The sequence below is a fragment of the Brachybacterium sp. EE-P12 genome, assembly GCF_003711805.1.
Taxonomy (GTDB): Bacteria; Actinomycetota; Actinomycetes; order Actinomycetales; family Dermabacteraceae; genus Brachybacterium.
The window spans coordinates 37,900-55,488 of record NZ_QXCP01000006.1 but is presented as its reverse complement, the minus strand read 5'-3'; the positions used below and the strand labels follow the sequence as shown (position 1 = coordinate 55,488).

General features: G+C 70.0%; 14 protein-coding genes and 1 tRNA gene. 4 read left to right on the top strand and 11 right to left on the bottom strand.

Annotated elements, in window-relative coordinates:
* Positions 1-9: 9 nt before the first annotated feature.
* Positions 10-1,086: a hypothetical protein gene (locus D1648_RS09770; RefSeq protein ID WP_126281985.1), complete on the bottom strand. Its 1,077-nt coding sequence runs from the start codon at positions 1,084-1,086 to the stop codon at positions 10-12.
* A 422-nt stretch (positions 1,087-1,508) separates the two neighbouring features.
* On the bottom strand, positions 1,509-2,126 hold the full coding sequence (locus D1648_RS09765; protein ID WP_122941215.1) for a transposase: 618 nt from the start codon (positions 2,124-2,126) through the stop codon (positions 1,509-1,511).
* Between the two features lie 64 nt (positions 2,127-2,190).
* On the opposite strand from D1648_RS09765, the gene D1648_RS09760 reads away from it, so the two are divergent.
* Positions 2,191-2,436 carry a type II toxin-antitoxin system prevent-host-death family antitoxin gene (locus D1648_RS09760; protein WP_122941213.1) on the top strand — a complete coding sequence of 82 codons (246 nt, stop codon included), beginning with the start codon at positions 2,191-2,193 and terminating at the stop codon, positions 2,434-2,436.
* Between the two features lie 546 nt (positions 2,437-2,982).
* Here D1648_RS09760 and D1648_RS17800 read toward each other — a convergent pair.
* The 6 genes from D1648_RS17800 to D1648_RS09740 all read right to left on the bottom strand — a co-directional run bounded on the left by D1648_RS17800 (position 2,983) and on the right by D1648_RS09740 (position 8,863).
* Positions 2,983-3,507, bottom strand: coding sequence for a hypothetical protein (locus tag D1648_RS17800; RefSeq protein WP_126281984.1), 525 nt, complete (start codon positions 3,505-3,507; stop codon positions 2,983-2,985).
* 36 nt (positions 3,508-3,543) lie between these two features.
* A complete protein-coding gene (locus D1648_RS17795; protein WP_126281983.1) occupies positions 3,544-4,041 on the bottom strand; it encodes a hypothetical protein in 498 nt (165 codons plus the stop codon).
* Positions 4,042-4,221: 180 nt separating this feature from the next.
* Entirely contained in the window at positions 4,222-4,950 is a 729-nt protein-coding gene (locus D1648_RS09755; protein WP_122941211.1) for an SOS response-associated peptidase, read from the bottom strand.
* Positions 4,880-5,215 (bottom strand): type I restriction-modification system subunit M N-terminal domain-containing protein, encoded by a 336-nt coding sequence (locus D1648_RS18215; RefSeq protein ID WP_122941209.1) that lies wholly within the window; start codon positions 5,213-5,215, stop codon positions 4,880-4,882. Before D1648_RS18215 ends, D1648_RS09755 begins: the two co-directional genes overlap by 71 nt.
* Before the next feature lie 286 nt (positions 5,216-5,501).
* Positions 5,502-5,575, bottom strand: a tRNA-Met gene (locus tag D1648_RS09745).
* A 273-nt stretch (positions 5,576-5,848) separates the two neighbouring features.
* On the bottom strand, positions 5,849-8,863 hold the full coding sequence (locus D1648_RS09740) for a UPF0182 family protein (protein ID WP_241155434.1): 3,015 nt from the start codon (positions 8,861-8,863) through the stop codon (positions 5,849-5,851).
* Between the two features lie 248 nt (positions 8,864-9,111).
* Here D1648_RS09740 and D1648_RS09735 point away from each other — a divergent pair, with 248 nt between their 5' ends.
* Positions 9,112-9,669 carry a PPA1309 family protein gene (locus D1648_RS09735; RefSeq protein WP_122941207.1) on the top strand — a complete coding sequence of 186 codons (558 nt, stop codon included), beginning with the start codon at positions 9,112-9,114 and terminating at the stop codon, positions 9,667-9,669.
* A gap of 66 nt (positions 9,670-9,735) precedes the next feature.
* On the opposite strand, the gene D1648_RS09730 is transcribed toward D1648_RS09735, so the two are convergent.
* The 3 genes from D1648_RS09730 to D1648_RS09720 form a co-directional block, all read right to left on the bottom strand.
* Positions 9,736-10,230: a single-stranded DNA-binding protein gene (locus D1648_RS09730; protein ID WP_122941205.1), complete on the bottom strand. Its 495-nt coding sequence runs from the start codon at positions 10,228-10,230 to the stop codon at positions 9,736-9,738.
* A gap of 207 nt (positions 10,231-10,437) precedes the next feature.
* Positions 10,438-10,800, bottom strand: a complete 363-nt coding sequence (locus D1648_RS09725; protein WP_122941203.1) for a GNAT family N-acetyltransferase — start codon at positions 10,798-10,800, stop codon at positions 10,438-10,440.
* Between the two features lie 381 nt (positions 10,801-11,181).
* Positions 11,182-11,811 (bottom strand): superoxide dismutase, encoded by a 630-nt coding sequence (locus D1648_RS09720; RefSeq protein WP_122941819.1) that lies wholly within the window; start codon positions 11,809-11,811, stop codon positions 11,182-11,184.
* A 143-nt stretch (positions 11,812-11,954) separates the two neighbouring features.
* Between D1648_RS09720 and D1648_RS09715 the strand changes: the two genes are divergently transcribed.
* Both D1648_RS09715 and D1648_RS09710 read left to right on the top strand, forming a co-directional pair.
* A complete protein-coding gene (locus D1648_RS09715) occupies positions 11,955-16,640 on the top strand; it encodes an ATP-dependent helicase (RefSeq protein ID WP_122941201.1) in 4,686 nt (1,561 codons plus the stop codon).
* On the top strand, positions 16,640-17,548 hold the full coding sequence (locus D1648_RS09710) for a DNA-formamidopyrimidine glycosylase family protein (protein ID WP_122941199.1): 909 nt from the start codon (positions 16,640-16,642) through the stop codon (positions 17,546-17,548). The genes D1648_RS09715 and D1648_RS09710 overlap by 1 nt, the downstream gene beginning before the upstream one ends.
* The last annotated feature ends 41 nt before the right edge of the window (positions 17,549-17,589 follow it).

The window sequence follows — 17,589 nt, the reverse complement described above, 5'->3', positions numbered from 1 at the left end:
CGCCCCCATCTACTTGATCCAGAACTTGGTGTTCGTGCCGACCAGGCCACCGGCGAGCACAACCTTCGGATATCCAGAGTAGCCGTAGTGGACGATGGCGTCACCGTTCTTGACGAGACCGTAAGCAACGACCGCGTGACTGGACTTGGACTTCCCGGACGTCGTGGGGAATCGCCCGAAGAGCAGAACGGGACGGTTTGCATTGATCTGCGACGCCACGCCGGAGTTACCCCAATTGTAATAGCAATCGACCGAGACCTTCCGATTCGAGGCATTGCGCTGCAATGCGCGAACCAGATCGGGAGCCCACGTCTTGTTGCGCCCCTTCGCGATCTTCTGAAGGTGGGACGCGAAGTTCGGCGAGCTCGTCATGTTCGTTCCGGACCGGTAGCCCTTGGGTAGCAAGCCCTTACTGGACTTCCTCGCATGCCAGTACCGCGTAAGGATGCTGCCCGCAACCCATCCGCAGATGTCCGTCTTGTTCGGGTAGACCCTGGAGCCTGTGACGAAGGACGCCGATGTCACGAGCTTCTTGACGGTTCCGGCCTTCGGAGGAACAGGCTTGGCCATCGGCTGCACCTTCCCAGGCTCACTCGACGCCTCTGGGGCCCTCTGATTCTCAGAGTCGAAGTCCCGCGAGAAGGCCGAGAACTCCGCAGAGGCGGCTTGAACGCTGGCGGGCTCCACGACCTCTCCATCGAGGACGTTCACCGCCCGCCCCTTGTCCACCGCGAAGAACTGGCCGGGGCCGTTATACAGACGGTCTCCACCGGCATTCAACCGGTAAGGATTCGCGGCCTCGTCGGAGAACTCTAGATAGACCCTGTTGGTCGGGTCGACCACCGCATACCCGGCACCCCCGAACACCCAGCATTCCAGCGGGTTCTCTGACTGCGGGTTCAGCGGAGTCACGCTGATCGATGAGGGCGAAGAGCCGAGCATCGACTCTCCGAGCACCCACCGCCAGTCGCCGGCGTCAGGCGCGAACTCGTCCCGCGGATCTTCCGCGCGCGCCACCTCCCCACCGAACACCACCGCGCCGGCTGCGAGCGCAGTGGCAGCCAGTACATTTCTACGTGCGATCATATCGAGCCCTCTTCCCTGAACGTGGAAAATGGCACACAAGCGTGCAGGTAGGACTGTGTTGGAATTCCGACACCCTGCAAGGCCGCTAAGGGCCAGGCGCACGCAATACCAACTCTGACGGGAATGGGACCACCACGCCAAGGGCGCGCAACTCGCTAATCGCGAGCGTGCAGGATCCGCACACCTACGGATAGACCACCGGACACGCGAGTACTTCACTGCGCACGGGAGGGAGAGCTGGCTCGCGCCGTGGCATCCCGTGATGGGCGTCATACTATTCGGTCTTCAGAGCTGCGGTCAAGAGTGGAAATCGGCACGGTTCCGGATATGTGCACGTCTGCGGGGAACATTCTCACCTCCGGGACCGCTACCGGCTGGTCGGAACCGTGCGGAAGCTGCATCAACGACTGCGAACAGTGGGATCATCGGGGCCGCGCCCTCCGGCTCGTGCTGCGGCCCTGCCGCTCGGCTGGGAGCAGGTCGTGCTTGCGGAGCAGCCAACGCACCCAGGTCGCGCCATGCTCGAGGGCGAGCGATAGCGTCTGCATCGGCACACCGTCCTCGACGAGAGCGAGGCACGCCTCTGCGACCGCGAGCCCCTCGGGGCCCGTCATGTCGAGGTGCCCGGGCCGCGACCGCGGTGCCGGCGGACACTGCTCGAGCAGTCGGCGCAGCAGGGTGAGCTCAGCGTCGGTGGGTGTTCGGCGCGAGCGGAGCTCGGGGTACCGCGTCATCGGTGGCCCGTGGGTCGCTTCCAGCGCGGTGCGCACCGCGGTCCTCGAGCACCCCAGTGCCTCAGCGATCCCCTCGATGGTCTCCCCCGCGTCGCGCCGGCGCGCGACCTCTGCAGGGTCCGCGACGGGCTTCGCTCCCGAGCGACGGTAGGCGACCTCGTGGCGCTGCCGGACGATGCGGCGCAGGGAGCCCGGATGCAGGTCGTGGTCGCAGGCGATCTCGACCCACGACTCCCCCGCCTCGTAGCGTGTGATGGCGTTGCGGGCGATCTGCTCGCGCTGCTCTTCGGTGAGTCGCTTCCTCATCGCGTCCCTTGCACCTGTGGCGGCCGCTCTGGTGGGTCAGTAGTCCACAGTGCACGATGGTCCCATGCGCTTCGTGACCATGTCTCATTTCCGCAGCCGCCAGAGCGAGCTCCTGGCGTCGGTGCACGCCGAACCGGTCACGCTGACGTCCCGCGGAGTCGGCCGTCGCGCCGTCGTCGTATCGCCGGAGCTCTACGATCGCGCCCTCGAGGCCCTTGAGGACAGGATCGACGTCGAGTCCGCAGCGGAGGCCCGCAAGGAGGGCGGATCGGTAAGCCACCGGGAGATGATCGCCGAGCTCGGACTCTGAGCCGCTCGGTCCGAGTAGTCCACGGCTCGCACAAAGCAGCCTTATACATCACAGCAGAGAAGCGAGGTCCGAGGACCAGCAGACCTACAGGGCCTACCCGTGGGGCGCTCGTCAGCCAAACCAACGCTCACATACTGAACGCGCCGGTTCATTGACTCCAGCAGTCGGATTGAGTACCATGGCGAAAAAGACAGGGGGAGCATCTTGGCCATTTCCGCAGGTACTTCAACACTCGCAGGCACGATAAGACGTAACAGTTCTTACCTCTTAATCCTTGGCGTCGTCGGAATATTGGTCGGCCTCCTAGTGATCGACTCGCGGTCACTAATCTGGGCTGGCGCTACCACGTTTACCATCGGGGTTGCCCTCCTGGTAGCCTCGTCAATATACCTGCGGTATAGCAGGACGAGGGACGGTCGCTGAGGCCTACACCCGCCGAATCCCCGATCGCCATCGCATTCACGGCTATCGGGGATTCGGTGTCACTCTGTCGGATTAACGAACGAGCATCGAATGGTGCACGTCATTCACCCCTTCGGTAATGCATCAAATATCCTCGTCACTAATGCACACCGTCTTGGGGAAGCTGGCCGTTTTGGCCCACTTCCTGATCGAAGCGCCACTACTTCGAGGGGCTCCCATTAGTGCAAGTATGTTCGACCAGGGGGTCTTGCCGAGGAAGATGACCTTCTCGGCAGACTGCCCAGCAGAGATAACCCAGGAGGCCGAGGCTACCTGCCACTTGTAGACTTTGAAGCATGCGCTACCCATCGGCTTAACGACGGGCCCCGATTCAGCACCATGACTCGAATTCGCAAGCGAGTCCTCGGACGAATTACTTCGATACATGTCGAGAGCCAGCTTTACGTCACGATGCGGAAGCGTCTGCCTAGCCTCCTGCACGAGCGCCTCCAGGAATGGATTCTCAGCGATCAGCTTGTCATTAGCCTCTCCATACCCCCCGCCTGCAGATGGCGATGCATGTGCGGGGGACGCAACGAAGAGCGCCACAGCGGCGGTCGGAAGCGAAGCGAAAATTGCGCGTCTGCGTAGGGTCTTTTTAGTGTTCACGGGTCTCCTTGCGGCTGGCGGACTTTGGGGAAGTGGTCACTTGACGGTAACGCAGACGTTCCTGGGCCAGCTTCGAGAGTCGATCCATCTGAACAGTTCATTGACCGTGAAGGATCCCCCAAGCCCGAGGGCACCGAAGACCAGGCTGGCGGGCAGCCCTGCAATCGTGAAAGACGCAAGTCCGCTAACCACTTGCACAAGACCGAACCGAATGCGGAGATCCCAAGCGACCGCTCGTACCATCCATCCGTAGACCTTGACGCACACCTTCTTCATGGGGACGATTACTGGGGCGTCGCCGTCTCCACTTTCGCGAGAGCTGGTCGTGGAATCGATAGGCGCTTGCTCTGAAATCTCCTTGAGAGCTTCGAGAGTCTTGCGAATCTCTTCTCTATCTAGGTGTTGCGACTGCTCTTCGACGATCTCCCGAAGACCGGGCCGGCTTTCGATGTACTTGTCGAGCTCCACCCCATAGCTCTCAGCCTTCGTCTCAGCCGACGCCACTCCGGGCGTGAGGATAGTTGCAGTTGCCACGGCAGCCCCGATAAAGAGTCCTCTACGATGCATCGTTCCCCCATGCTTGATTGACGGTTGTCGATTTTCGACCTACCGAGGACGGCAGCGCCGCGCAAGGGTGGACTTCCGTAGCACTCCCGTCCACGCTCGTGCCCGTAGTGGCGAGGTGCGAGGGTGTTGTCCATTTTGGTATCTGTCTCAGCCGAGCTCGATGGGCTCGATGAGCGAGGGATCGGTGCGATCGACCTTCCGGGCATTGTTGACCTCGCGGCTGACCGGGTGGGTCACGAGCGTCGCCGCGATCTCCTCGGAGACCTCGCCCAGCCCCTGGTGCAGGTCGGCCTTCTCGTCGTCGTCGGGTTTGCCGGGGGCGAGCCACTCCCCCAGCTTCCCGCTCGGGAGGTAGGCGGGCATGCGGTCGTGGACCTCGCCGGCGGCGTCCTTCGCCTCGCGGGTGATGATCGTGAAAGTGATGTCCCAGGACTCGCCGCCCTCGGACCTCCGCGCAGCGGAGAGGCCGGCGGCGTTCAGCAGGCCGCCGTCATTGGGGTGGACGAAGTAGGGCTGCTTGGTGCCGTCCTTCTGCTCGACCCACTCGTAGTAGCCGGTCATCGGCACGACGACCCTCTGCGAGGTGAACGATCCGCGGAACATGCCGTTCGTCGTGACCGTCTCGTAGCGGGCGTTGATCGGCCGGGGCCCCTTCTCCTTGGCCCACGAGGGGCGCAGGCCCCAGCGCGCCGGCTCCAGCGTGCGCACGAGCTCGCCGCCGTCGTCGTCGAAGTGCGCGCGCACGACGGGCACCAGCGTGGACGGGGCAATGGAGAAGACCGGCGACCAGTCGGGCCCCTCCCGATCAGCCTTGGTGGCGACGTAGGCATGGAGCAACCCCGCCTGGTCGTAGTCGAGTACGAACCTCCCGCACATCGCGGCCTCCTCGTCGGCGATGAGTACGCACCTGGTTGTAGTCGCTCGTCGCCCAGAACGAGAGGCCAACGTTGTCGGCGCTTCGCGTGCGGATCGTGAGCTGCGTCCGGCGCTGCTGTTCGGTCTCATGGGGCGTGACGACCTCGCTCATCACCTCGCGGCGTGGCTCCATGACGCACTCGAGCCGGCGCAGCACGGTGAACGGAAGGACAACGGCGCCGTACTCGGCCTCTTCCACGCTGGTGGACCGAAGGACGCTGAGCACACCTCAGCGGCGACGGCGCAGCCTTCGTCGCCGTGCTCCGCTCGCGAGGGCCGGCGACGGTAGCTACGGAGCACGTCGGGGACGGGCGCGCCGGGAGCGGTAGCGCCGGGGTGCCGTCGGGGCTCCACGCCGAGCTGGAGAACTTCGCCAGCTCTCCCGGCGGTCCTGCGACACGCCCGCCAGGCCAGGTCGACATCTTGCGTACAGGTTTGCGCAGAGGTGCGCCACCACCGGGCACAAAGAAAGGTCCCCCACCAGCATTTCTGCTGGTGAGGGACCCTATTCGTAGCGGGGGCAGGATTTGAACCTACGACCTCCGGGTTATGAGCCCGGCGAGCTACCGAACTGCTCCACCCCGCGGCGACATCAGTAACTCTAGGACGACCTGCCCCCCGAGTCCAGCCGGAACCCCTCCGACGTGGGCCATGACACGTTCATGGGCGGTTCACCTGCGGGGACGGGCTGTGCTGCGCCCGCGCAGCGGCTCTGCCAAGCATGCGTGGCCCGGATCCGAGCCGGCCCTGATGCAGGACGCCCGCCGCAGGGCCGGCGTCTGCCGGCGCCGCGACGGGCGTCCTGGTGAGCGATCCGGGCCTTCCCCGAGGGGCGGGCGGTCCCGGCAGTCTGGCGTGCTCAGCCCTCCCCGCCGTCGGAGGGAGCCGTGGTGCCGGTCCCGTCGAGCTCCTGATTGGCCTCGACGGCGCGGTTGAGCGCGTCGGCCAGGTCGTCCTGCGCCTGGCCGTAGGCGGCCCAGTCGCCCTCGGACATGGCCGTCTCGGAGGCCTCGACGGCGGTGTCCATGTCGGTCAGAGCCTGGTCGAGTCGCTCCTGGGCACTGCCGGAGGCCGCCGGGGCGTCCTGGCCGCCGTCGTCGTCCGCCGGGGCCTCGTCCTCCGCGGCACCGCCCTCGTCGACGCTGCCCTCACCGGTCTCGGCGTCGGCCGTGCCGCTGGGCGCATCGGTGTCGGTCACCTCCGCGTCACCGGCGGAGGCACCGGAGTCGCCGCCGAAGACGAGATCGAGTGCCTCGTCGAGCGTCGGGGCGAAGCCGATCCGGTCACCGAAGGAGACCAGCACCATCTGCAGCAGCGGGTACTGGGTGCCGCCGCCGGTCTGCGAGGACTGCAGGTACACGGGCTGCACGTACAGCAGGCCCTCGCCGACCGGCAGGGTGAGCAGATTGCCGTTGATGACCTCGGAGGCGCCCTGCTGCAGCAGGTTCAGCGCCTGGGACACGTTCGGCTCCGCGTTGAAGGTCGCCTGCACCTGGCCGGGACCGTTGACCGGGTTCGAGGCCGGCAGCACGAGCAGCGTCATGTTCCCGTAGCTGTCGGCGGGGTTGCCCGCCGTGCTGCCGGTCTCCGAGTCCACGGCGAGGAAGCCGGTGAGCACGTTCTGCCCCTCGGAGGGGATGAAGCTCGAGGAGAGCGTGAACCGCGGCGTCTCCTCCTCCGGCATCTGCATGGTCAGGTACATCGGCGGCTGCGGGGCCTGATCGCCCGTGGTGCCGTCGGGATTGGTGGGCGCCGGGACCGTCGGGTCCGGCGGCACCTGCCAGAAGTCCTGCTGGGTGAAGAAGTCGTCCGCGTCGGTGACGTGGTACGTCGCGAGGATCTCGCGCTGCGCCTTGAAGTAGTCGGCCGGATAGCGCATGTGCGACATGAGCTCCGCGCTGATCTCGGAGGCGGGCTGCAGCGCGTCCGGGAACACCTCGGACCAGGCCTTGAGGATCGGGTCCTCGGTGTCCCAGGTGTACAGCGTCACCGAGCCGTCGAAGGCGTTCACGGTCGCCTTGACGGAGTTGCGCATGTAGTTCGCGGAGCGCTCGCGATCCGATGCGGTCGAGTTCGGATCTGTCTGGGAGTCGTTGACCGTCTGGTCCAGGTCCACCGACTGCGCGTACGGGTACTCGGTCGTCGTGGTGTACCCGTCGACCACCCACACCATCTCGTCGTCCACGACCGCCGGGTACATCTGCGAGTCCAGAGACAGGAAGGGCGCGACCTCGCGGACGCGGTGCTGGGGGTTGCGGTCGTAGAGGATCTGCGACTCCTCGTTGAGGTAGTTCGAGATCACGATGTTCGGGTCCCGGAACTTGATCGCGTACAGCAGCTGGTTGAAGAAGCCGCCGACGGAGGGGCCGCCGTCTCCCTCGAAGGTGTTGTAGACCTGTTCGCCGCCCTGCTCGTCGTCCGTGCTGCCCTGCTGGTAGTCGAACTCCTGCGGTTCCGTGCCCTCGGGCGCGCCGACGATCGAGTAGTCCGGGGAGTGGCGCCCGAAGTACACCCGCTCCTCGTACTCGCCCAACGCGCCCTCGCCGGGCACGCCCGACTGGAGGAAGCTCGGCTCGCCGTCGGAGTTGCGGCGATTGCCGTGCGCGGCGGCCGTGCCGTACCCGTGGGTGTAGGTGATGTGCTGGTCCACCCAGGAGCGGTCGGAGAGGCCGAACTTGTCCGGCCGCAGCTCGCGCACGCCGATCACCGTGTCCTGCAGCTCGCCGTCGATCTCGTAGCGGTCCACGCTCAGCACGTCGTCGAAGCCCCAGTAGCGGCGGTTCGCCTCGCGCTGCTCGAAGGTGGGCGAGATGACGTTGGGATCCATCAGGCGGATCTGCGCGGTCGTGGAGGCGTCCTCGCGCAGCGCCCCGGAGGTCGCGTCGGTCGAGGCGGCGTAGGGCACCTCCTTGACGTCGTCGAGATCGAAGGCGGTGCGGGTCGCGTCGATGTTGTGCTGGATGTACGTCTGCTCCAGCGCACGCTCGTTGGGCTGGACCTGGAACTGCTGGATCGCCCACGGGTAGAGGTTGCCGACGGCGAGGGTCGACAGGATCATCAGCCCGGCGCCGATCGCGGGGATGCGCCAGTCGGAGCGGAAGATCCACACCACGAACAGGGCGGCGACCACGATCGCGGCGATCGCGAGGATCGTCTGCGCGGGCAGGATCGCGTGCACGTCCGCATAGGAGGCACCCTCGAAACGGGTGTGCGAGGCGGTGAGGAGGTCGTAGCGCTGGAACCAGTGCCCGGCGCCGAGCAGCAGCACGTAGATCGCGGCGAGCACGCCGAGGTGGCGGCGCGCGGAGCGGGTCACCTCGAGCCCGCTCTCCTGCCCCCAGCTCACCCCGCCGTAGACGAAGTGGCCGATCAGGGCGCCCACGATCGCGACCAGCAGCACGAACTGCCCGAAGGAGACCAGCACGTCGATCACCGGCAGGGTGAAGACGTAGAAGGAGATGTCATTGCCGAAGATCGGATCGGTCTGTCCGAAGTCCTGCGGGTGCAGGAACAGCTGCACGTCCTGCCAGCGGCGCGACAGCGCGAGGCCTCCGAAGGCCCCGATCACGATCGGGGCACCGAAGGTCAGGCCGCGGCGCAGCGGGTCCACCGCCGCGCGGAACTGCTCCAGCGCCTCCTGCTCCCGCGTGATCGGCGGGTAGACGGGACGGCGGGTGTAGGCCATGCGGAGGCTGAGGAACAGCGGCACCGCGAACACCACGAAGCCGACCGCGAACAGGATCGCCTGGGTGACCCAGCGGGTCAGGAGCACGTCGGTGAAGCCGAGCTGGTCCGTCCACAGGTACTTCGTCCACACCTCCGAGGCGATGACGAGCGCCACGACGAGCGCGCCGAGCACGATCACCGTGATCATCAGGGGTGAGAGCCTCCGGGACTCGCCGGAGCCTCCGTCGGGAGCCGGTCGTGGGCGCGGCCGCGGCATGTCGCCGAACTGGGCGGAGAAACTCACAGATAACCTCTGGTGCCTCGAAGTGGGAGCGCACGCCGGCCCCCGCGACGCCGTGGGGCCCGACCCTGCTCCAGGTACAGTGTGATGCCGCCGTCGTGCACGGCGGTCACCCCATTCTGTCAGGCCGAACCTGTAAGGGACCTCTCGATCCGATGACGACTCCTGCCCAGGACCCGCTGGACGCCCCGACCGCCGCTCTGGCCGCCGCCGTGCTCGAGGTCGCCCGGCACGTCGAGGAGGGACCGTTGCCGGCGCCGCGTCTGTTCGCGCTGGCCCGCAGCACCGAGCTGGTCGCGGCCTCGCCGGCGCTCGCGGCGCTGCTGGGCGCCGAGGGCGAGGGGGCGAACGCCCACGACGACCTCCACCTCACGCCGATCGACCTCGACGAGGGTGAGTCTCCCGCAGCGGCGCCCTCCGCCTCGGATCCGCTCGCGGCGCTCGAGTCGGTGCAGTGGCCGGATCTCGCCGCAGGCGGAGCGATCGCCTGCGAACTCGCCCCCTCGGCCTGGTCCGTGCGCGAGAGCGGGGCTCCTGCCGGATCGGCGGGACTGCCGACCGGGCGGCAGCTGCGCGTGGTGGTCGCCGCGCTCACGGATGGCACGACCTGGTCGGCCGTGCACCGCGGCGACGAGGACGGCTACGTCCTCGGCGCCGCGCTGCTGCCGGAGATCTCCGAGGCGCTGCTGCAGACCCTGCACCAAGGAGCCTGACCCGCGTCCGCTCCCCCGCCGCGTTCGCGGGGCGACTGCTCGGTGAGTCGCCGCGCGGGCGGCTGCTCAGAACGCCGGAGCGAGCGAGTCCTCGTCCTCCTCCTCGTCCGTGTCGGTGAGCGCGTCCTCCGGATCCGCGGAGCCGGCGCTCGCGAGGATCTCCCCCGAGTCCCGGTCCACGTTCGGGACGTCCTGCGCCCGCAGCGGCTTGGTGAACACGGACGTGCCGTAGGTGAGGTCGTGGCCGATGGCCTCGGCCTGCAGGTTCAGGGAGTAGCGGGCGGCGCCGTCCTCCCCCTGCCACTCCGAGGTGCTCAGCCGACCGGTGACCACCAGCGGCTGCCCCCGGCGCACCGAACGCATGACGTTCTGGCCCAGCGCCCGGCGGGCGAAGATCGTGATGAACTCGGTCTTGCGATCGGTGAAGTCCTGCACGGCGGTGTTGTAGTAGCGCCCCGTGACCGCGATCCGCAGCTTCACGGTCGTGGTCCCGTCCCCCTGCTTGTGCTCGCTGGGATCTGCGGTGACGTTCCCCATCAGCGTGGTCTGGATATCCCTCATGGCGGTGTCCTTCCTGGCTGCCGGGGACGCCCCCGGCCTCGGCACCCTGCCGAGTGCCCCCAGCGTCGCCGCGCGGAGCGGCGGGCTCCAGGGGCCCTTCGGAACTGTGGACAGCGGTGGTCTGTGGAGGAGAGGTCGCGCATCGGCCCGGAGCGCCGGGGTTCGCAGCGGCGGGGCCGGAGCAGCGGTGTACAGGGCGGGCGCGCGTCAGGACGGCGCGTCGACCGCATGGGCGAGGAGCGCCGTGCCGATGCCGCTGCCCCGCTGCGTCGGTTCGACGAACAACATCTCCAGCGTCCCGTCGAGCACGCCCGAGAAGCCGACCGGTCGGCCCTCGCGCTCTGCGACCGAGAGCTCGACGGCCGGGAAGCAGCCGGTCTGCTGCTTGGCTTCGATCTCGTCCCGATCCGCCTGCGTGAGGAAGTCATGCGTCGCGTCCACCGCGCGCCGCCATATCGCTGCGAGCGCCGGATGGTCGCCGGCGCCGACGGACGACCGGATACTCAGGGCGGAGGTGTCGGACGGCCGGATGCCGGCGTCGGGAGCGGTGGGGTCTCCTCGGGACGGCATCGGCTCATCCTCCCAGGAGCTCGCGCGGGGCGCACGTGCTCCCCGCGGGAGGCTGAGCAGGATGCGCCGCGGAGCCGGAGCAGAACACGACGGTGCGGCGTGACTCGGAGGACGGATGCGCCGACGGGCCTATGGCGACATGAGGTGGCTATATAGCCAGCTCATGTCGCCATAGGCCCGTCCACGACACCGACCCTCGCGGGAGCCGGCGCGGGCCCGACGACACCGATCCCCGCAGGACACCGCCCCGCGCATGACGCCGGCCCGTCCACGACACCGCCCCACGCATGACACCGACCCGGACATGACTCCGGCCCGCGCCCCCTTTGTCTCAGGGAACACGGGCCGGAGCCGGCGGATCAGCGGGCCGAAGCCCGGCGATCAGGCCTGCGGGACGACCAGACCGGTCGCGGACGAGCGCGCGGCCTCGAAGCGCGCCTGCACATCCGCCCAGTTCACGATGTCCCAGATCGCCTTGACGTAATCCGCCTTCACGTTCTGGTAGTCCAGGTAGAACGCGTGCTCCCACATGTCCAGCTGGAACAGCGGGATCGTCGCCACCGGCACACCGTTCTGCTGATCGTAGAACTGCTCGATCACCAGGTTCCCCCCGATCGGCTCGTACGCCAGCACCGCCCAGCCCGAGCCCTGGATCCCCAGCGCGGCCGCCGTGAAGTGCGCCCGGAACTGATCGAACGACCCGAAGAACTCATCGATCGCCGCAGCGAGCTCACCGGTGGGCTTGTCCCCACCCTCCGGCGAGAGGTTCTTCCAGAAGATCGAGTGGTTCGTGTGACCGCCCAGGTTGAACGCCAGATCCTTCGAGAACTGGTTCACCGTCCCGAAGTCACCGGCCTCACGCGCCGCCGCCAGCTTCTCCAGCGCCGTGTTCGCACCCTTCACATACGTCGCGTGGTGCTTGGAGTGATGCAGCTCCATGATCTTGCCGGAGATCGACGGGGCCAGCGCACCGTAGTCGTAGTCGAGATCAGGAAGCGTGTACTCCGCCATGTGGATCATCCCTTCGTCAGTTGTCCGCGGGATCAGCCGGTGCGGATCCCGCCGTGCTCTCCATCCTGCCACGATGGCCCACGTCCTGACAGGGTGAGGCCCGTGAGCGGTCGGGCGTCGGCCCCGCGGTCCACAATGGGGGGATGGCCACGCCCGCTCCGGTGCTCCCCGCCTCGTTCTCCCCCGCCGCCGCGGCGTGGTTCGCGGAGTCCTTCGAGGCCCCGACACCGGCGCAGGCCGCGGCCTGGGAGGCGATCGAGCGCGGCGAGGACACGCTCGTGGTCGCCCCGACCGGCTCGGGCAAGACCCTCGCCGCCTTCCTCACCGCGATCGACCGACTGGCCGGGACTCCCGCGCCGGCCGCCGGGACGGCGAGGACGAGCGTCCTGTACATCTCCCCGTTGAAGGCGCTCGGCGTCGATGTCGAGCGGAACCTGACCTCCCCGCTCGTGGGCACCGCCCGCACCGCCGAGCGGCTCGGCGAGCGGCGCCGACCGTTGAGCGTCGGCGTCCGCACGGGCGACACCCCGCCGGCGGAGCGGCGCCGGCTCGCGACGAGCCCGCCGGACATCCTCATCACCACTCCCGAGTCGCTGTTCCTCATGCTCACCTCGCGGGTGCGGGAGACCCTGCGCGGCGTGGAGACGGTGATCCTCGACGAGGTCCATGCCGTCGCCGGGTCGAAGCGGGGCGTGCACCTGGCGCTGTCCCTCGCGCGTCTGGACGCGCTGACCGCCGCGCCCGCGCAGCGGATCGGGCTCTCGGCGACGGTCGAGCCGGTCGACGAGGTCGCCGCCTTCCTCACCGGCACCGGCAGGCCGCGCGAGGTGGCCGTGGTGCGCCCGCCCTCGACCAAGAGCTGGGACCTGACCGTCACGCTGCCGGTCCCGGATCTGAGGGCGATCGAGCCGCCTGCGGACGCCGTGGACGACGAGGACGTCTCCGGGACGATCTGGCCGCATGTGGAGCGGGCCGTGCTCGAGGAGGTCCTCGCCCACCGCTCCACGATCGTCTTCACGAACTCGCGCAGCCAGGCCGAGCGCCTCACGGGGAAGCTGAACCGGCTGCACGCCCGGCGGGTCGCCGCGGAGGCGGCCGACGGCCCGGACGGGGAGGTGGAGGAGCCGGTCGAGGTCGAGGACATCGCCCGCGCCCATCACGGCTCGATGTCCAAGGAGATCCGCGCCGGGATCGAGGACCAGCTGAAGTCCGGGACGCTGCGCTGCGTGGTCGCGACCAGCTCCCTCGAGCTCGGGATCGACATGGGCGCGGTGGACCTCGTGCTGCAGGTCGCCGCCCCCATGTCGGTCTCGAGCCTGCTGCAGCGGGTGGGACGGGCCGGGCATGACGTCGGCGCGGTCTCCGAGGGGTCGCTGCATCCGCTGCACGCCGCGGACGTGCTGCGCTCCGCGGTCGCGGTGCAGGAGGCCCTCGCGGGCCGGATCGAGCCGCTGACCGTGCCGCGCAACGCCCTGGACGTCCTCGCCCAGCACACCGTCTCCGCCGCGGCGATGGAGGACCTCCAGGTCGATACCTGGTTCGACCTGGTCCGCTCCGCGCACCCCTACCGGGCGCTGCCCCGCTCGGCCTTCGACCAGACCATCGATCTGCTCGCCGGCCGCTACCCCAGCACCGACTTCTCCGAGCTGCGGCCGCGCCTGGTCCACGATCGGGAGACCGGCACGCTGAGCGCCCGGCCCGGCGCGCAGCGCCTCGCCGTCACCAGCGGCGGCACGATCCCCGACCGGGGCCTGTACCCGGTGCACCTCGTCGCCGCCGAGGGCGATTCCCAGCCACGGCGCGTGGGCGAGCTCGACGAGGAGATGGTCTACGAGTCCCGGCGCGGGGACGTGATCACGCTGGGCACCAGCAGCTGGCGGATCGAGGAGATCACCGCCTCCCGCGTCACCGTCTCCCCCGCCTTCGGGCTCACCGGACGGGTCCCCTTCTGGCACGGCGACGGGGACGGCCGCCCCGCGAGCCTGGGCCGCGCGATCTCCACCGCCCAGGCGGAGCTCGCGGCCCTCCCGCGCCCCGACGCCGAGGCGCACCTGGAGGGGCTCGGCCTGGACGCGAACGCGTGCACCGTGCTGCTCGACCACCTCGCCGAGCAGCTGCAGGTCACCGGCTCCGTGCCGGGCCCCGACCAGCTCGTGGTCGAACGGTTCCGCGACGAGCTCGGGGACTGGCGGGTGGTGCTGCACTGCGCGGCAGGGCAGCGGATCACCGGTCCGTGGGCTCTGGCGGTCGGGGCACGGGTCGAGGAGCGGTACGGCCTGGACGGGCAGGTGATGGCGGCCGACGACGGGATCGTGCTGCGCATCCCGCACGGCGAGCACCCGCCCGGGGCGGACCTGTTCGTGTTCACCCCCGAGGAGATCGAGGAGGAGGTGCGCCGCCTCGTCGGCTCCTCCGCCCTGTTCGCCGCCCGGTTCCGGGAGTGCGCGGCCCGGGCCCTGCTGCTGCCGCGTCGCGACCCCAACCAGCGCGCCCCGCTGTGGCAGCAGCGTCAGCGCTCCGCGCATCTGCTCGAGGTGGCGCGCCCGCACCCGGACTTCCCGATCATGCTCGAGGCCGCCCGCGAGTGCCTCCAGGACGTCTACGACCTGCCCGCGCTCGTGGACCTCATGACCGGGATCGGGCGGCGACGCGTGCAGGTGCGCGAGGTGGAGACCGCCGACCCCTCCCCCTTCGCGCGCTCCCTGCTGCTGGGCTACATGGCGCAGTTCCTCTACGACACCGACGCGCCGCTGGCCGAGCGGCGCACGGCCGCCCTGGCGCTGGACCAGTCGCTGCTGGCGGAGCTGCTGGGCACGGTGAGCCTGCGCGAGCTGCTGGACGCCGAGGTGATCGCCGAGGTCGAGCAGCGCCTGCAGGGCCTCGCCGAGGAGCGGGCGCTGCGCGGGCCCGAGCAGATCGCCGATGCGCTGCGTCGCCTGGGCCCGCTCACTCCCGAGCAGCTAGGACAGCGTGCTGCGGAGGGGCTCGACCTGGAGGCCGCGCTCATCGGGCTCGAGGAGGCGCGGCGCGTGATCAGGGTGCGGATCGGCGGGAGCACGCACCTCGCCGCGATCGAGGACGCGGGACTGCTGCGCGACGCCCTCGGCACCGTCCTTCCGCAGGGGATCCCCGCCGCGCATCTCGAGCCCGTCGACCGCGCCGTCGCGCAGCTGCTGGCGCGATGGGCCCGCACCCGCGGCCCCTTCCCCGCCGACGCCCCGCAGAGAGCCTTCGGCCTCGCGCCCGCGGTGGCCCGGGGCGCGCTCGAGCAGCTCACGGCCGAACGGGTCCTCGCCCAGGGCGAGTTCACGCCGGGCCGCGAGGGCGAGGAATGGGTCGATGCGGAGGTGCTGCGCCGGATCCGGCGGGCGAGCCTCGCCGCCTCCCGCCGCGAGATCGCCCCGGTCCCCGGCCCCGTCTACGCCCGCTTCCTCGGGCAATGGCAGCACCTGGTGGGGCGCCGCGCGGACGGCCGACGCGAACGCGGCACCTGGAGCGGTCACGAAGGGCTGCTGTCGGTCGTGGACCAGCTGGCCGGGGTGTCCCTGCCGCTGTCTGCCTGGGAGTCGCAGGTGCTGCCGGCGCGGCTGCCGGAGATGACGCCGGCGCTGCTGGATGCCGCCTTCGCCTCCTGGGAGCTGGTGTGGACCGGGCACGGGAGGCTCGGCGCCGACGACGGCTGGATCCGCCTCCACCTCGCCGATGCGCTGCCGCTCGGGCTCGACGCCGAGCAGCTCGAAGAGGCCGCCTCGGCCCTGGTCGAGGGCTCCCTCGCCGCACGGCTGCTGGAGCTGCTGCGCACCACGCCCGGCGCGCTGCGGCACGGCGAGATCCTCACCGCCCTCGCGGACGGCGGAGAGGCGGCCCGCCCTCAGGACCTGCACGAGGCGCTGTGGGACCTCGCCTTCACCGGCCTGGTCACCAACGACTCCTTCGAGGCGCTGCGCTCCTACGGCCGCGGCCCCGCGCCCGCGCCGTCCGCGCGCACCACGGGCCGCTCCCGCACCCTGGGCCGACGCGGTGCGGCCCGGCTCTCCGCGGCGATGATGCGCCAGGGCGCGTCCAGCCCCTCGGAGCTGGTGACCGGACCGGTCGGCGCGGGCCGCTGGTCCGCGGTGCGGGTCGAGCCGGTGGATCCCGCCGCTCGCTCGGCGGCGCTCGCGACGCTGCTGCTCGATCGCCACGGCGTCGTCACGCGCGGCGCGATGGACGTCGAGGACGTCCCCGGCGGCTTCGCGGGCGTGTACCGGGTGCTGTCGGTGCTCGAGGAGAACGGCAGCTGCCGCCGCGGCTACTTCGTCGACGGGCTCGGCGCCTCCCAGTTCGCGCCCGCCGAGGCGGTGGACCTGCTGCGCGATCGGGACCGGGAGGCGGAGGCGGCGCGGGAAGCCGCGACCCGGGACGGCACGGCCGCCGACCCGTCGGGCGGCGGGGTCGCCGTCGCGCTCGCGGCGACCGATCCCGCGAACCCCTACGGCGCCGCGCTCCCCTGGCCCGCGCTGCCGATCGCGCCGCCCGAGGGGGCGACGGTGCGGCCGGCCCGTCGCGCCGGCGCGCTCGTGCTGCTCGTGGACGGGCACGTCCAGGCCTTCGTGGACCGCGGCGGCAAGCACCTGCTGTGGTGGGCCGACGACGCCGCGACCCCCGAGGTCGCCGCGCAGCTGGTGCGGGCGATCGCGGAGGACTCGCGCCTGCCGCAGCTGCGGATCGAACGGATCGGCGGCCACGGGATCGACGCCGAGCCGGTCGCCGCGATCGCCGAGGAGCTGGGACGGGCCGGCTGCTACCGCTCCCCGCGCTCGCTGCGGCTGCGGGCGGGTGATCGCTGATGCCCGAGGGGGACACCGTCGCCCGGCAGTGCCGGATCCTCGACGAGGCGCTCGCCGGCACCGTGCTCACCACCTGCGAGCTGCGGGTGCCGCGCGAGGCGACCGCGGACCTGGTCGGCTGGCGCGTCGCCGAGGTGCGGCCCCGCGGCAAGCATCTGCTGATGCGTCTCGTCCCGCCGGTCGCCGGCCCGCCGCCGCTCACCCTGCACAGCCATCTCATGATGGACGGGATCTGGCACGTGGACGGCAGGGCGCTGCGCTCGAGCGACACGAGCTCCGGCCCGCGGCTCGCGGACACGATCCGCGTGGACCTGACCGCCCGGCACGAGGACGGTCGGCAGGCCCGCGCGGTCGCCTACGACGTCAAGCAGGTGCGGCTGCTGCGCACGGCCGACGAGGACGAGCTGGTGGGGCATCTCGGCCCCGATCTCCTGGACCCCGCATGGGACGAGGACCCCGCGCTGCGTGACACGGCGATCGCCAACCTCGCCGCCGAGCCGCAGCGGCCGATCGGACTTGCCATGCTCGACCAGCACGTCCTGTCAGGGATCGGGAACATCTATCGCAGCGAGCTGTGCTTCCTGCGCCGCGTCCACCCCGCCGCGCCCGTCGCCGAGGCGGGCGATCCCGCGGAGTTCGTCGACCTCGCCCATCGCCTGCTGGTGCTGAACCGGGACCGGGAGGTGCGGGTGACCACCGGCGGGATGCTGGGACGGGACGGGGACCTGTGGGTGTACGGCCGCGGCGGGAAGCAGTGCCGCCGCTGCCGCTCGCGGATCCAGCGGGGCGAGCTCGCCGAGCCGCGCCTGGAGGGGACGGAGTCGCGGGTGCTGTGGTTCTGCCCCCGGTGCCAGGCGGGGCCCGGTTGCCCACCCTCGGCGCCGACGGCGCGGGGACGCAGGCGGTGAGCTCCGCGCACTCCATGGCGCGGAGCGGCCCGAGGCCTCGG